Source organism: Rhizobium sp. SVR5-2C (genome assembly GCF_056755115.1).
This window is the reverse complement of sequence record NZ_JBNDHT010000057.1, coordinates 1-13,959: the sequence shown is the minus strand read 5'-3', so window position 1 is coordinate 13,959 and position 13,959 is coordinate 1. Positions and strand designations below refer to the sequence as shown.

The 13,959-nt window shown below is 59.7% G+C and carries 14 protein-coding genes and 1 pseudogene; 9 read left to right on the top strand and 6 right to left on the bottom strand.

All coding sequences use genetic code 11. The features are described 5' to 3' along the window. Nucleotides 1-81 precede the first annotated feature (81 nt). The 4 genes from ACPYOI_RS17600 (at nucleotide 82) to ACPYOI_RS17585 (ending at nucleotide 3,293) form a co-directional block, all read left to right on the top strand. Nucleotides 82-1,074 (top strand): ABC transporter substrate-binding protein, encoded by a 993-nt coding sequence (locus ACPYOI_RS17600; RefSeq protein WP_481414471.1) that lies wholly within the window; start codon nucleotides 82-84, stop codon nucleotides 1,072-1,074. A 27-nt stretch (nucleotides 1,075-1,101) separates the two neighbouring features. After that, nucleotides 1,102-1,878, top strand: a complete 777-nt coding sequence (locus ACPYOI_RS17595; protein ID WP_168829945.1) for an ABC transporter ATP-binding protein — start codon at nucleotides 1,102-1,104, stop codon at nucleotides 1,876-1,878. A gap of 11 nt (nucleotides 1,879-1,889) precedes the next feature. Then, a complete protein-coding gene (locus ACPYOI_RS17590; RefSeq protein WP_168829946.1) occupies nucleotides 1,890-2,723 on the top strand; it encodes an ABC transporter permease in 834 nt (277 codons plus the stop codon). 72 nt (nucleotides 2,724-2,795) lie between these two features. Beyond that, nucleotides 2,796-3,293 (top strand): TIGR02444 family protein, encoded by a 498-nt coding sequence (locus tag ACPYOI_RS17585; RefSeq protein WP_481414470.1) that lies wholly within the window; start codon nucleotides 2,796-2,798, stop codon nucleotides 3,291-3,293. Here ACPYOI_RS17585 and ACPYOI_RS17580 read toward each other — a convergent pair. The 3 genes from ACPYOI_RS17580 to ACPYOI_RS17570 form a co-directional block, all read right to left on the bottom strand. Next, complete coding sequence (locus ACPYOI_RS17580; RefSeq protein WP_168829948.1) at nucleotides 3,290-3,868, bottom strand: UbiX family flavin prenyltransferase; 579 nt, start codon at nucleotides 3,866-3,868, stop codon at nucleotides 3,290-3,292. The two genes, ACPYOI_RS17585 and ACPYOI_RS17580, sit on opposite strands and share 4 nt — an antisense overlap. A gap of 17 nt (nucleotides 3,869-3,885) precedes the next feature. Further along, the gene (locus ACPYOI_RS17575) at nucleotides 3,886-4,584 is read right to left on the bottom strand and encodes a GntR family transcriptional regulator (RefSeq protein WP_481414469.1); all 699 of its coding nucleotides are present in this window, start codon (nucleotides 4,582-4,584) and stop codon (nucleotides 3,886-3,888) included. A 173-nt stretch (nucleotides 4,585-4,757) separates the two neighbouring features. Next, nucleotides 4,758-6,392 carry a UbiD family decarboxylase gene (locus ACPYOI_RS17570; RefSeq protein WP_481414468.1) on the bottom strand — a complete coding sequence of 545 codons (1,635 nt, stop codon included), beginning with the start codon at nucleotides 6,390-6,392 and terminating at the stop codon, nucleotides 4,758-4,760. A gap of 230 nt (nucleotides 6,393-6,622) precedes the next feature. Here ACPYOI_RS17570 and ACPYOI_RS17565 point away from each other — a divergent pair, with 230 nt between their 5' ends. Genes ACPYOI_RS17565 through ACPYOI_RS17545 form a run of 5 tightly spaced genes read left to right on the top strand, consistent with a single transcriptional unit; the run spans nucleotide 6,623 to nucleotide 12,019 of the window. Then, nucleotides 6,623-9,046, top strand: coding sequence for a xanthine dehydrogenase family protein molybdopterin-binding subunit (locus tag ACPYOI_RS17565; RefSeq protein WP_481414467.1), 2,424 nt, complete (start codon nucleotides 6,623-6,625; stop codon nucleotides 9,044-9,046). Nucleotides 9,047-9,064: 18 nt separating this feature from the next. Beyond that, the gene (locus ACPYOI_RS17560; RefSeq protein WP_481414466.1) at nucleotides 9,065-10,000 is read left to right on the top strand and encodes an ABC transporter substrate-binding protein; all 936 of its coding nucleotides are present in this window, start codon (nucleotides 9,065-9,067) and stop codon (nucleotides 9,998-10,000) included. Between the two features lie 30 nt (nucleotides 10,001-10,030). Then, nucleotides 10,031-10,666 (top strand): SRPBCC family protein, encoded by a 636-nt coding sequence (locus tag ACPYOI_RS17555; protein ID WP_481414465.1) that lies wholly within the window; start codon nucleotides 10,031-10,033, stop codon nucleotides 10,664-10,666. A 19-nt stretch (nucleotides 10,667-10,685) separates the two neighbouring features. Then, complete coding sequence (locus ACPYOI_RS17550) at nucleotides 10,686-11,177, top strand: (2Fe-2S)-binding protein (protein WP_168829954.1); 492 nt, start codon at nucleotides 10,686-10,688, stop codon at nucleotides 11,175-11,177. Between the two features lie 26 nt (nucleotides 11,178-11,203). Beyond that, a complete protein-coding gene (locus ACPYOI_RS17545) occupies nucleotides 11,204-12,019 on the top strand; it encodes an FAD binding domain-containing protein (protein WP_481414626.1) in 816 nt (271 codons plus the stop codon). 41 nt (nucleotides 12,020-12,060) lie between these two features. On the opposite strand, the gene ACPYOI_RS17540 is transcribed toward ACPYOI_RS17545, so the two are convergent. The 3 genes and pseudogenes from ACPYOI_RS17540 to ACPYOI_RS17530 form a co-directional block, all read right to left on the bottom strand. Beyond that, complete coding sequence (locus ACPYOI_RS17540) at nucleotides 12,061-12,672, bottom strand: GntR family transcriptional regulator (protein ID WP_481414464.1); 612 nt, start codon at nucleotides 12,670-12,672, stop codon at nucleotides 12,061-12,063. A 327-nt stretch (nucleotides 12,673-12,999) separates the two neighbouring features. Next, nucleotides 13,000-13,830 carry a shikimate dehydrogenase family protein gene (locus ACPYOI_RS17535; protein WP_481414463.1) on the bottom strand — a complete coding sequence of 277 codons (831 nt, stop codon included), beginning with the start codon at nucleotides 13,828-13,830 and terminating at the stop codon, nucleotides 13,000-13,002. A gap of 1 nt (nucleotide 13,831) precedes the next feature. Next, nucleotides 13,832-13,959 (bottom strand): annotated as a pseudogene (locus ACPYOI_RS17530) (gfo/Idh/MocA family oxidoreductase); the annotation flags it as partial.

Below are 13,959 nucleotides of genomic sequence, written 5' to 3'. Positions count from 1 at the left end.
AAGATTACATTCGACAGTCTTGCATATGTGGTCTCGCCCCCAAGGGGGTAAACTCAGTCAATACCTTTCGGGAGGAGGTCAATGATGGTTTCGAAAATGACAGTGCGTAGCCGGTTGTGGGCGATCGCAGGAAGCTTGGCGGCAGTGTTTGCCATGACGCCGGCGCAAGCTCAGGAGGCTTGGAAGCACGGTATCGTCGAAGCAAAGGGCGATTCCGGGTTCCTGTTCCAGGCAGCCGAAGGTGGCTTCGGCCAGAAGCATAATCTCAACATCGACATGGTGGAATTCACCGGCGGTCCGACGGCGCTGAAGGCGCTGATTGCAGGCGAGCTCGACAGCTTCGAAGCAAGCCCGGTCGTTGCTTTCGCGGCCATGCATCAGAATGCCGACATCAAGATCATCGGCTGCAACTGGCCGGGAATGACCTACACGGTCTTCGCCGCGCAAGATGTCAATTCGGCGGCCGACCTCAAGGGCAAGTCGATCGGCGTTTCGGCACCGGGTTCGCTGCCTGCGCTCTTCGGTCAGCTCGCTCTGGAAGCGGCCGGCGTTACCGACGTGACCTACGCCAATGCTGGAGGCAGCGCCGATCGCGTGCGCGCCATCAGCTCCGGCGTCGTTGCCGCTGCCGCAAGCTCGAGCGAGTTCGCCGTCAGCGCCGATACACTCAAGGTAAAGCCGCTCCTTGCCGGTGCGGAAGTGACGCCGAAATTCGTCAAGGTCTGCATCATGACGACGGGCGCCAAGATTGCCGAGCGCCGTGCCGACATGGTGAATTTCCTGGCCGCCGAAATGGAAGGGCTGACCTATGCCGTCAACAACAAGGACGCCATGATCGCCCTAGCGCGCAAGGTCGCGCACCTGCCGGACGACGACAAGACGGCCGAGTTCATCTATGATGAGGCGATCAAATATAAGGCCGTCGCCACCGATCTCGCGATTCCCATGGAAAATCTGCAGTGGACTGACGACCAGATGGTTCGCCTTGGTGCGCTGAAGCAGAAGGCCGATGTCAGCAAATTCGTTGACGAAAGTGTTCGCCAGGAAGCCTTGGCGGCAGTTCAGAAGAAATAAGCTTGTTCAATTCGAGGAGGACTCTGCATGGCTCATCTTGAGGTGCAGAATATCGTCAAGTCTTTTGGCACACGATCGGGTGTCCAGTTCGCACGCGCGTTGGATGGTGTTTCGTTCGATGTCGAGAAAGGCGAGGTGATTGCACTGATTGGCCCCAGCGGTTGCGGCAAGACGACCTGTCTGCGCATCATCATGGGCCTCGAGACATCCACGGCCGGTCAGGTTCGCGTGGCCGGGCGCCCGGTCGCGGGCTGTGGTCATGATCGAGGCATGGTCTTTCAGCATGCAGAGCTCCTTCCTTGGAGGAACACGCTCAGCAATGTCGGTTACGGTCTCGAGATGAAAGGCGTCAAGGAGCCGGAACTCTCGAAGAAATCCAGCCACTATCTCGACCTTGTTGGTCTCAATCACGCGGCAAAGCTCAGGCCGCACCAACTCTCCGGTGGTATGAAACAGCGCGCCGGTATTGCCCGCGCGCTTGCGATCGACCCGGAGGTCCTCCTCATGGACGAGCCGTTTGGGGCGCTGGATTCCCAGACGCGCGAGACGCTGCATGGAGAGCTTTTGTCGATCCACGGCAAAACCGGAAAGACGATTATCATCGTCACGCATGATCTCGATGAGGCCGTCATGCTGGCGGACCGCGTCATCGTGATGCAGAAGGGAACGATCGGCGAGATCGTCCCGATCGAGATCGGCCGCGACCGTCAGGACATGCGCGCCGTACGCACATCAGCAGAATATTCGAAGAAGCGCACGATGATCTGGGAAGCACTCCACGATCACGAACGCAAGGCAGCTTGAGGAGTAAGATCATGTCTACAACCACGCAGACGGACAGGGTGTTTTCCTCGAAACAGGCCGAAGGCGTAAGCAGCCGTTGGACGATGCCGAACTGGATGATCACGACGATTTCCGTGATTATCGCCTTGGCTATTTGGGAATACTTCGGCCGCAGCGCAAACCCGCTTCTTGGCACCTATCCGAGCGCTATCCTGGTTGCCGCGAAGGAGATGACCGCCGACGGCCGGCTTCTTACCGCACTCTTCGATAGCAGCAAGCCGTTCGTCGCAGGCTACCTCGCGGCCGCCGTGATCGGTATTCCTGTCGGATTGCTGCTTGGCCGGTACCGCGTTCTGGAAGCCGGCTTCGGCATCTATGTGACCGCTGGCTATGCGACGCCGCTGATTGCTCTCGTGCCGCTGATGATCCTCTGGTTCGGTCTTGGCTTCATGGTCAAGGCCGTTATCGTCTTTCTACTTTCCTTCTTCCCTATCTGCCTGAATACGTGGTTCGGTGTGAAAGCCGTGCCAAAGACGCTGATCGAGGTCGGGACGGCCTTCTGTGCTCCTCAGGCGCAGATCATGCGAGGCATCATTCTGCCGGCAACGATCCCTTATATCATGGCGGGCCTGCGGCTCGGGATCGGCAAGGCCGTCATCGGTATCGTAATCGCCGAATTCCAGACGGCCATCTCCGGTCTTGGCGGCATCATCATCACCTCGGCCAACGGCTTCCGGACGGCTGAGATGTTCGTGCCGATCGTTCTGATCATGGTGATTGCGGTCGTGCTGTCGGAGCTGGTAGGCTTGCTCGAGCGATACGTTGCACCCTGGCAAAGTGAAATCGCCGGGCAGGACGCTCCCTGATATTCGGCTTTCAAGGCTCATCTTGTCGCCGGGGGTTCTGCCTCCGGCGATCTTCATTGGGAGATCTTTTGGATGAATACGGCGCGCGAGCAGGCTTTGTGGGATTTTGCCGTCAGCCTCTATGGCAGGCCGGGCGTCGCTGAAGCTTGTCTTGCGCTGCAGGATGAAGATGACGTCGACGTGCCGCTGCTTCTCTATGCTGCGTGGCTCGGAGATCGAGGGATCGCGCTTTCGGCATCGGATATCGCCGAAATCATCGGGGCCATCGGCGGATGGCAAAGAGAGATCGTCTCGCCGCTGCGCGTCATAAGGAGGCGGTTGAAGGAAGGGCCGTCGCCGGCTCCTAACGAGACGACCGATGCGCTGCGCAATGCCATCAAGAGCGCGGAGCTCTCAGCCGAACGTATCGAACTTGCGCTCTTGGAGAGCCAGGGGCGCCATTTGGCTGCAGCCGCTGGAGGGACCGCGGCGGCCAACATGATCGCCATCGTGGCTCACCATGGCGATGGAGTTATCGGCGAGCGGGCATCGGCCCTAGTCCAAAGGATTGCCGCAGCTGACGGCTCCTAGTTGGAAACGTCCGTTTCTTCCTTCCACCGTTTGACGAGGGGAAGGTGGATATCGAATAGATCGAGTGCGCGACCGACTGTCTGGGTCACGATGTCATCGATCGTCTGCGGTTTGCTGTAGAAGGCTGGAACAGGCGGCATGATGATCGCACCGTTGCGTGTCGCCTGGTCCATCAATGCAATATGACCGGCATGCAGCGGTGTCTCCCGCAACAGCAGCACGACCCGGCGGCGCTCCTTGAGGCAGACATCGGCGGCCCGCACGATCAGCTCGTCGTTATAGCAGTTGGCAATTCCGCTGAGCGTCTTGATGGAGCAGGGCGCCACGAGCATGCCTGCAGTGCGGAAGGAACCCGAGGACACGGCGGCGCCGATGTCCCGGTAGTTGTAGAGCTTGTCCGCGAGGCCCCGGATTTCCTCCGCCGGCATGTCGATTTCATCAGCAGCCGTCCGCAAAGCAGACGGCGAGATGATCGCATGCGTCTCCACATCGGCAACGTCCTTCAGGAGCTGCAGGGCGCGCACGCCATAGATGATGCCAGAGGCTCCGGTTATTGCTATGATGAGGCGTCGCATGCGATCTGGAACTTTCTTTAAGCTTGGATGAGTTCTGTAGGTTCATTCCGGTGGAGAGCCGAGCGCGCCGAATTCGCGACATGGGTTTCGGCGGCCACATGGGCAGCCTGCTTGTCGCGCTTGCCGATTGCGTCGACGATCTGCTCGATTTCCTTGATACTCTGAAGCCGCCGCTCCGGACGCACGACGGACAGGCGGCGAAGTGGGGACGTCAGAAGAGTCAGCTTTTTCAGCAGGTCGAAAGCGATCGGATTGCGAGCCCCGGAGCATATGAGATCGTAGAAGTCGCGCTTCGCGGCAACGATCTCTTCGGCGGTTCCAGTCTTGTAAGCCTCCTTCAGCCGCTTGCTGTGGCGTGTGAGGGCCGCCACCTCGGCGTCAGGCGCGTTTTCAATGAATTGCTCGATGATCAAAGGCTCCAATACGCCGCGGATGCGGTAGATATTTCCGGCATCTTCCGCCGTAACCGTGACGACCGCGAGCCCGCGATTGTTGAGTTCGGTCAATATTCCTTCGGCTTGCAGCTGGCGCAGCGCTTCGCGAAGAGACGTGCGGCTGACATTCAGTTGCTGGCAAAGATCTTTCTCGACCAGGCGGGCACCGGGCTCCAGATGGCCGGTTTCGATCGCCCGCCGCAAAGACTGGATGATCTTGTTACGCAGGGGTGCGGACTCCTGCTTGAGGGGTGCAAAGAGCTCGATTTCCCGATTATTCATGATTTCCCCGCTAAGGCCTCTTCATAGTGCCACATTACATGACTGTCACACAGACAGACATCGTTCAAAGATCTTTATTGCGCGCATTAGCGAGTCCTCGTCAAGGGAGCCTGTGGATGCCCCCCGGCGCCGGAATCGTGCCGGCGTCGGGGGTCTATTTGCGCGGTGGCAGCTCAGTCCTTTTTCTCTATGTCGCGAACGGGAGTTTCCGGTTTGATGCCGGGCCGGCGGCGTGAAAACGTATTCTCGCCGGTCGCCCGCCAGTCCCCCGTGACTGCCGAATCAGCAAACCCGGTCCAGAGATCGCTCCAGTCGCCAAGCGAATAGCCATGCCATGGCGGCTGCGGCGAAAGACGCGGGAGCTGCAGATCTTCCCAGATCTTTCGCGCACGTGTCATGTAGGGCTCTGCCGGCAGGGCAAGCGGCGGCATCGGCGCCTTGAGCGTCGCGTCGATCAAGAGGGTGCCTTCGGCGCGTTTCGAGCCCGATTTTGGACCATGCCCGCCCGAACGATAGGGACTGACATGCACATCATCGATCATGTTGGCGCGATAAGCGAGTGACCAGAATACGGCGTCGGCATTGCGCGCATCGATGTCATCAGAAACTGCGATGACGATCTTTCCGCACTGAGCCTGCAGGTTCGCGGCACCCTGGAGGCCACGCCAGATTTCCGATTGCGGAGCCGAGCGGTCGAATTCCAGGAAGATGACCTTCCGGATATTGGTCAGCGGTTCGTGCATGACGACGCGCTTGATTCCCTTGACGTTCAGGACCTTCTTTAGATGGTTGTAGAAGAGAGGCTCGTAGGCAACGCGCTTGAGTACGCTCGACTCGCTCGGTGTGACCTGGCTGACGATCGATACAAGCACCGGCTTGCGCTTGCGGGTGATTGCCGTGACGCGCATCGACATGTTGAAGTCTTCAAGGGCTACGTGTCCATGGCTTTCCCCGAACGGGCCTTCCGGTTCCAGCAGTTCGGTATCGACCAGTCCTTCGATGACAATCTCGGCATCGGCCGGCACTTCAAGGTCAATCGTTTTGCATTTGACGATCCTGATGGGCTTGCCGGTCAATCCGCCTGCGACGCCAAGTTCGTCCTGATCGATCGGCAATTTCTGTGGGCCGGTGAAAAGAACCGCCGGGGCGCAGCCGATCACGATCGCGCAGGGCATCGGCTCACCGCGCTTCTGGTATTTGAGCCAATGCTGGTATCCGCCGGCGCCGCTGAGGCGGCTTGCCATGCGTACGCCAAGGCGATCTTCAGCCTTAAGTGCGGCGCGGTAGGTTCCCATGTTGCGAATGCCGTTCTCGGGATCGCGGGTTACGCAGAGCGTTGCCGTGAAATAGGGGGCACTGTCGAAGCCCGGCGTGGAAACCGGAACAGGCAAGCTGCCAAGGCCACCGCCTTCAGCCTTCAATGCATCGCCGGTGATGACGACTTCTTGGCATGGCGCCTCATTGACCATCACTGGGTCGATCGGGTTCTCCATGGCGCGAACCCATACATCGCCGATCTCATCCTCCTCGACGCCAAGGCCGGCGGCGTAGATGGCGGGCGAAGCCGCAAGCACGCCGACAGCTACGGGGATGTCGTATTTCTCGCCTTTTGCTCCGTGAACATCGGTAAACAGAAAACCGCGGCGCTGATCGTCAGGCAGGCCCCCCTGGAATTGCCAGCGCGCAAGCGGATGAAGCTCCGCATCCTTGTCGATCGGCACCTGGATTTTGGTCAACAATCCATTCGCCTCAAGCCGGGCGAGGTGCTCCTGGAGATCCTGCGGAGCATTCTGCTCTTTTATCCTCATAAAAATGGTGCTCCCAAATGCGTTTCCGCGGCCGAAGAGAGGCCGCCTCCCGCTGATTTTCGATCATTCACAATCGCACATAGGCCGGATCGCGAAACAAGATGTTTAAAAACGCCCGTCTTTTTCGATTGCATTAACATCGCCATACTGTCATACATTATGACGAGAAGCAACAGCGTACTGCCTGATAGCAACGGCGTGCCGCAAGTCGCGGAGGATGAGAGTTCTGAATGGCCAACCCAACTCAAAAACGCGTTGAAACGCCGGAGCAATCCGCGCGGGAAATGATCAGTTACCCCGCTCTCTCGCCTGAAATGAAGCTTGTCGAAGAAGCTTTCTTCCGGCATGTGGGCAAGCCCATTCCGCGCAAGGAAGATGGACGCCTGATCACCGGCAAGGGCCGGTTCTCCGACGACTTCAACTTTCCGGGCCAGACCTATGCGGCGATGGTGCGGTCACCGTATCCTCATGCGCGTATCAGGTCGATTGATCCGAGCGAAGCGCTGTCCAGTCCTGGTGTTCTTGCCGTGCTGACGGGGCAGGATGTTCTCGACGACAAGCTTGAGCCGCTCCCTCACAGCCCCGTGCCGTCCACAAAATTCGATATGAAGTTGACGGCGCCAGATGGCGGCAAACCGTTTATCGGACCGCATTACCTACTGCCGGCTGACCGGGCGCGTCATGTCGGCGAGGCCGTTGCCATGGTGGTGGCCGAAACCGCGGCGCAAGCAGCCGACGCCGCCGAAAAGGTCCTTGTCGATTATGAGGAACTGCCGCACGTGACAAACACGGCTGCGGCTGCTGAACCGGGAGCTCCGGCTGTCTGGGATGAAGTCCCGAACAATGTCTTCATCGAGTCGAAATTCGGTGACTGGGCCGGAACCGATGCTGCCTTCGCCAAGGCAGATCACGTGATCCGCGCTGATTTCCATATCGACCGTGTGACCGCGGTGACGATCGAGCCGCGCGCCGCGGTTGCCAACTTCGACGCCGAGACGGGTCGCTATACCCTTTATGCCGGAAGCGGCGGAGCAGTGCGTCAGAAGGGGGAGCTTGCCAAGGTTCTAGGCATCGAACCCAAGAATCTCCGGGTGCTGTCCTTTGATGTCGGCGGCAACTTCGGCGCCCGCAACCGTGCCTACGTCGAGTTCGGCCTCGTTCTGTGGGCCTCGAAGAAGGTCGGTCGGCCCGTCAAGTTCACGGCAACACGTTCGGAAGCGTTCCTGACCGACTATCAGGGCCGCGATCTGGTGACCAAAGTCGAGCTTGCTTTGAGCAAGGAAGGAAAATTCCTGGCGCTGCGGGCCGATAACCTTAGCAATGTTGGTATGCGCTGCGTCTCGCTTTCGCCGCTCAGCAAAGGCTCGGGCCTGATTACCGGCTCCTACGACATACCAGTTGCAGCGCTGCGCGCGCGCGCAGTCTTCACCAATACGATGTGCACGCAGGCGTATCGTAGTTCCGGGCGCCCGGAAGTCACTTACGCTATCGAGCGTCTCGTGGAAATCGCGGCTCGCGAGCTCGGTTTCGATCCGCTCGAGCTGCGCCGCAGGAATCTGGTTCAGCCGGAGCAGATGCCCTACACCAATGCGGTGGGCTCCATCTACGACAGCGGCGAATACGAAAAGAACATGAATAGGGCTCTCGAGCTTGCCGATTGGAACGGCTTCGAGAAGCGTCAGCAGGATGCGGCGACGCGTGGCAAATTGCTAGGCCGCGGATTTGCCAACTACGTCGAGTCCTCGATTGGTTCGCCCAAGGAACGCGCCGAGATCGAGGTCAAGGACGACGGAACAATCGAAGTTGTGATCGGAACGCAGCCGAGCGGGCAGGGGCATGAAACCAGCTTTGCCCAGGTTGTGGCCGACATGCTCCAGGTGCCGGTCGAAAAGGTCTGGATCGTCCTGGGAGATACCGACATCGTGAGTGTCGGCGGCGGCTCGCATTCGGGACGCTCGATGCGTCACGCCGGTACGGTGATGGCGATGGCGTCTGCCGATCTTCTGGCCGAAGGACGCCGCCGCACTGCCTCCCTGTATGGCGTAGATGTTGACTCGATCGACTTCGAGAGTGGTTACTTCAAGCTGCGGGGCAGCAATGAAGCGATCGATATTTTCGAGCTCTCGCTCCGCACCCGCGAGGCCGACGGACCCCTGCGGGTTGCGCGTGACAATGAAATGCACACGCCCGTGTTCCCGAATGGGGCTGCAATCTGCGAGGTCGAGGTTGATCCCGAGACAGGGCACGTGCAGATCACCGCCTATTCGACCATTGACGATGTGGGGCGCTGCATCAATCCGCTCATCGTTCACGGGCAAACCCATGGCGGTATTGCGCAGGGTGTCGGCCAGGCCATGTGGGAACTATGCGCCATCGACGAGACGACGGGTCAGCCGCTTGCCGGCTCGTTGATGGACTACGGCATGCCGCGCTTCGACAACCTGCCGTCTTTCAACTGCGAGATCGCCGAAGTGATCTCGCCAACAAATCCGCTCGGCGTCAAAGCGGGCGGCGAAGGCGGCACGACGCCGGCACTCGTTACCGTAACCAACGCCGTCATCGATGCGCTGAAAGACTACGGCGTCACGCAATTGCCGATGCCGCTCACGCCCTTCACCGTCTGGAAGGCCATTCATCAGGCCGGTGCACGATAACTCAGGAGAACTTCGTCCATGACCCATAAGCAAACGGTTCGCGTCATTGCTTTCCCCGGCGCTCCCAATCTCCCGGTTTTCGCGGCAAGCGAAAACGGCTTCTTTGAAGCGGAGGGTCTTTCGATCGAGCTGACGCTGACGCCGAATTCCATTGCTCAGGCCGAAAGGACTGCCGCTGGCGAGTTTGACATCATCTTCACGGCATTCGACAACATCGTCGCCTATGGAGAAGGGCAGGGGCCGGCAGGCGCTGCGGTCAATCCCAACTATGTGACGATCATGGGGGCGACGCAGCTGGAGCTTGCCATCGTTGCCGCTCCGGATGTGACGACTTATTCGGATCTCAAGGGACGCAGCATCGCGCTCGATGCGCTGTCGACCGGCTTTGCCTTCGTGCTCTATGAGATGTTTGCGCGGGGTGGTTTGAAGCCTGACGATGTCACCTACGTTCCCGTTGGCGCAACACCGCAGCGGTGGCAGTCCGTGAAGTCAGGCGAGCATGCCGCGACCTTGACCATCGAGCCTTTTACCAGCATTGCGCGGAAGTCCGGCTTCAACGTACTTGGCCTTTCGACGGAGATTTTCGACAGCTACCAGGGTGGTGCCGTCGCCGCACGTCGCCCTTGGGCAGAGCAGAACCCGGAGACGGTGAAGGCTTTCATCCGCGCGTACCTCAAGGGTCTGGCCTGGACGCTCGACCCGCTGAACCGCTCGCAGGCCGAACGTATCCTCCAGGAAAAGATGCCGGAGATTCAACCGGCGGCCTTGCAATCGGTCATGACGAGCGTGCTCTCGCCGCGTTCTGGGCTGACTCCGGATGCCAAGATCCTGGCGGATGGCATGACGCGGGTTCTGGAGCTGCGTTCACGCTTCGGAAAGGGCGGGACGACGCTGACAGACCCGTCCAAGTATCTGGACCTCGCCTACTACAACACCGTGACCAGCAACCGCTGAGCGGCCGATGCATTCACCGGGAGGTTTCTGATGGATTTGAAGGGCGAATACAGGATCAAGGCTTCTCGCGAAAACGTGTGGAAGATGATCAACGATCCGGAGGTGTTGAAGGCGTGCCTCCCGGGCTGCGAAAGCCTGCAGGGCAGTCCGGCGGAGGGCTTCATCGCGCGGGTGACGACGAAGATCGGTCCGATCAAGGCGACGTTTGAAGGCGCGGTAAAGCTTAGCAACATCGAGGCGCCGGCAAGCTACACGATCTCAGGCGAAGGAAAGGGCGGCGTCGCGGGCTTCGCAAAAGGCGGCGCCGATGTGAACCTTGCCGAAGACGGCAATGAGACGATCCTGACCTATGTGGCGAATGCCCAGGTCGGCGGCAAGCTTGCACAGCTCGGCGCGCGGCTGATCGACTCGACGGCAAAGAAACTCGCCGATGAGTTCTTCAAGAGCCTCGCCGACCGTATCTCCGAGCCGCGAGCAACCGCAAGCACCGCGTCGGATCCGGCACCCGTGCCGCCGGTTGCGCCTTCAGTGGCGTCAGTTACGGCAGCACCGTCTCCGCGTCCGGCATCCGCTGCCGCATCGCCTGCCATGAACCCGGCGAAACTATGGATCATCGTCGCTGCCGCGGTTGCCGTGGTGGTGATCGCAGCGGCCGTTCTCCGCTAAAAGAATAAGGTAGAAGATCATGTCCACCGTTACCCTGACCGTCAACGGCACCGAGCAGACCAAGACCGTGGAAGACCGCACGCTGCTCGTTCACCTCATTCGCGACCATCTCGGACTGACCGGGACGCACGTAGGTTGCGATACGACGCAGTGCGGCGCCTGCACCGTCATTCTCGATGGTCGCGCGGTAAAGTCCTGCACCATCCTCGCTGCCGCTGCCGATGGCAGCTCACTGACGACGGTGGAAGGCCTTGCGAAAGGTGACAAGCTGCACGACGTCCAAACTGCATTTCATGAATGTCACGGCCTCCAGTGTGGTTTCTGTACGCCGGGCATGATCATGGCGTCGGTCAATATGATCGACCGTCACGCCGGTGTTCTTGATGAACATACCATCCGTCACGAACTCGAAGGCAATCTTTGCCGCTGCACCGGCTATCACAACATCGTCGAAGCCGTCCTGCAGGCTGCCGAAAAATATCGTGATGAGCACGCCATAGCCGCTGAGTAAGCCAAAGGACGGAGCGCTCCATGTACATGTACGAGACCAAATATCATCGCCCGAAGACATTGGCCGAGGCTGCGGAGATTTTCGCAAGCAGTGACGAGCCGGCCTACCTTTCCGGCGGCCACACTCTCATCCCAGCCATGAAGGGGCGTCTGGCCGCGCCTGCAAACCTCATCGATGTCCGTCGTATTCCGGAGCTCTCCGGTCTCTCTGTCGCGGCCGACAGGATCGTCATTGGCGCGGCAACGACGCACGCGACGGTCGTGGGCTCCGGTGAGATAGCGGCGGCGATACCAGCGTTGTGCGGACTTGCGGGCTCGATCGGCGACGTGCAGGTACGGCATGTTGGAACGATCGGCGGCTCGGTCGCCAACAATGACCCGGCAGCAGATTACCCATCGGCTGTTCTCAGTCTCGATGCGACAATCCATACGGATCGCCGGGCGATATCTTCCGACGACTATTTTGCCGGCCTTTATACGACGGCGTTGGAGGAAGGTGAAATTCTCGTGCGGCTGGAATTCAAGATTCCAGAGATCGCCGGATATGCGAAATTCCGCAATCCTGCGTCACGCTATTCGCTGGCCGCATCGTTCGTTTCGAAGCTTCGCGACGGTTCTGTGCGCGTCGCGATTACCGGAGCTGGCAGTTCCGGCGTCTTTCGTTGGACCGAAGCCGAGGAGGCACTGAGCGGGCGGCTGGAGCCGGGCGTTCTGGACGGGCTGCATCTCGACCCTGCTGACATGATGGGCGACATGCATGCATCCGGCGAATATCGTGCGCACCTGGCAGAGCTTATGACACGCCGCGCCGTGGCAAACATCGGCGGCGTCCATATCGACTGAGGAAATAGACACGGGCTTCGGAGGACCGGAGCCCAGTGCCTCTATCGTGATGCCCGCTTGGCACCTCCAACACCACTCTTGCTTTCGTCGACCGCAGCGAGAAAGGCTCTCAGTTCGGCCTGTCTCTTGGCGCCCGCCATGGGGTCCGACCGGGACAGGCGGCGCGATAGGACGATGCGATTGTTGAGCTGCGCTAACATATCAGACGCCGTCCGGTTGCCGCTCACGTCCATGATCAGCGTCGAGATCTGATCCTCGATCGCCATTGTCTCGTCTTCGTTAGCCGTTTCGAGGTCGTCAAGCCGTCTGCGCAGTTCGACGACCTGACTTTCGCTGGCGTTTCTTCTAAAATCGCTAATCAGTAGGGCTTCGATCGCGCGTCGAACGGACAGGATCTCACGGATTTCTTTCGGCGTAATGGCCACCACCGATCGGCCCCTGGGCGGCACATTGACGATCATTCCCTCCGCTTCCAGATGCTGGAGGGCTTCACGCAGCACCGTCCGGCTAATCCGCATTTCTTCGCAGATTTCCCTTTCGATCAGCTTCTGTCCAGGAGGAAGAGTCCCCGAAATGATGGAGGCACGCAGGCTGTCGGTGACTTGCTGGCGGAGCGAAACCGCACGTGGAACATTCAGACCAAGACCGGACATCGCGCATCTCTCTTCGAAACTCTCCCATGACTGGGCTGGCGTTGTGTTGCAACAAATGCATCGTTATATTTCCAGAAATATAACGTCAAGTGCGCTGGCTTGCGGGGCAGGCGCCGGCTGACTCTGTGTGTTGGAACTGTGGGGGCTTGTTGCGGGCAGGGGCGATTGGGTTTCGGTCCATGAAGACCGATGTCGGCCCGCAACCGCCGCGGATGGCCTCGGTCAGAAGCACTCAATAGCAAGACACTGAACGAGCCGATCGGCCCCGCGCCGGACACATCCCGTCAGGGAGATATGGATCTTTCGATCGTTTCGGCCAACCGCCCTTCAGGGGAACAGAGCAATCGAGCGCAGATCGTCCGCAGTGGTCGTCGGGAAGCCAAAGAATTCCAGATACGCTGGTATTTGTTCGAACAACATGTCTGTTCCAACCTGGAACGCGCAGCCTCGAGCGCGCGCCGCAGCAAGGAGCGGCGTAATCTCTTCCTTCATGACCACTTCGCCCACGAACGTGGTGGAGGACAGGCGCGCGACATCCAGTGGCAACGGGTCATCTTTCCGCATCCCGAGAGGTGTCGCGTTGACGACGATGTCGAAGCCGGCGGGATCTGTCGAACCGATCGCCACGTCGGTTGCGGGATAGTATGTGTTGAGACGGTTTCGAAGCCCCTTCAATGTCGCCTTGTTGTCGTCATGAAGCGCAATCCGGCGCACGCCTGCACCGGCCAACGAGGCGGCGATAGCAGATCCGACGCCGCCAGCACCCACGACGAGCACGTCCGCTCCCGTTACCTGTTGCCCCTTGCGCAGGAGACCTCGAACGAAGCCTTCGCCGTCGAACATGTCCCCGACCAGTCTGCCGTCGGCTCCAAGTTTGACCGCATTGCAGGAGCCTGCCACTCTGGCGTTGGTCGAAACCTCATCGAGCAGGCTCATCGTCGTGATCTTGTGCGGCATGGTGATCAGAGCGCCGCGGATATTCGAAAGCCGGAAGACGAGCTTGAGGAAGGAAGGATAGTCTTCATGCCTGCAGCCCATCGGCACGACGACCGCGTCGATCCCCCTCTTTTCGAAATAAGGGTTGTAGATCAGCGGCGCCTTGAATGACTCCGTTGGATAGCCGAGATGAGCGATCAACTGCGTGGTTCCACTGATCATGTCAGTGACCTCGTCGCATGTCAGCGTCGCTCAAGCGGATCGTCTGACCCGATCGGGCCGATGACTTGATCGCCTCGATGACGCGAAGTGTCGCAAGCCCCTCCCGGCCGCTGACCAGCGGTTCGGCGC

What these genes read in the sequence shown, in the direction of transcription:
- ACPYOI_RS17545 (WP_481414626.1), top strand. Translation starts at nt 11,204, where the DNA reads ATGTACGAGACCAAATATCATCGCCCGAAGACATTGGCCGAGGCTGCG.
- ACPYOI_RS17580 (WP_168829948.1), bottom strand. Translation starts at nt 3,868, where the DNA reads ATGCGACGCCTCATCATAGCAATAACCGGAGCCTCTGGCATCATCTAT.
- ACPYOI_RS17590 (WP_168829946.1), top strand. Translation starts at nt 1,890, where the DNA reads ATGTCTACAACCACGCAGACGGACAGGGTGTTTTCCTCGAAACAGGCC.
- ACPYOI_RS17555 (WP_481414465.1), top strand. Translation starts at nt 10,031, where the DNA reads ATGGATTTGAAGGGCGAATACAGGATCAAGGCTTCTCGCGAAAACGTG.
- ACPYOI_RS17600 (WP_481414471.1), top strand. Translation starts at nt 82, where the DNA reads ATGATGGTTTCGAAAATGACAGTGCGTAGCCGGTTGTGGGCGATCGCA.
- ACPYOI_RS17540 (WP_481414464.1), bottom strand. Translation starts at nt 12,672, where the DNA reads ATGTCCGGTCTTGGTCTGAATGTTCCACGTGCGGTTTCGCTCCGCCAG.
- ACPYOI_RS17560 (WP_481414466.1), top strand. Translation starts at nt 9,065, where the DNA reads ATGACCCATAAGCAAACGGTTCGCGTCATTGCTTTCCCCGGCGCTCCC.
- ACPYOI_RS17550 (WP_168829954.1), top strand. Translation starts at nt 10,686, where the DNA reads ATGTCCACCGTTACCCTGACCGTCAACGGCACCGAGCAGACCAAGACC.
- ACPYOI_RS17565 (WP_481414467.1), top strand. Translation starts at nt 6,623, where the DNA reads ATGGCCAACCCAACTCAAAAACGCGTTGAAACGCCGGAGCAATCCGCG.
- ACPYOI_RS17570 (WP_481414468.1), bottom strand. Translation starts at nt 6,392, where the DNA reads ATGAGGATAAAAGAGCAGAATGCTCCGCAGGATCTCCAGGAGCACCTC.
- ACPYOI_RS17595 (WP_168829945.1), top strand. Translation starts at nt 1,102, where the DNA reads ATGGCTCATCTTGAGGTGCAGAATATCGTCAAGTCTTTTGGCACACGA.
- ACPYOI_RS17535 (WP_481414463.1), bottom strand. Translation starts at nt 13,830, where the DNA reads ATGATCAGTGGAACCACGCAGTTGATCGCTCATCTCGGCTATCCAACG.
- ACPYOI_RS17585 (WP_481414470.1), top strand. Translation starts at nt 2,796, where the DNA reads ATGAATACGGCGCGCGAGCAGGCTTTGTGGGATTTTGCCGTCAGCCTC.
- ACPYOI_RS17575 (WP_481414469.1), bottom strand. Translation starts at nt 4,584, where the DNA reads ATGAATAATCGGGAAATCGAGCTCTTTGCACCCCTCAAGCAGGAGTCC.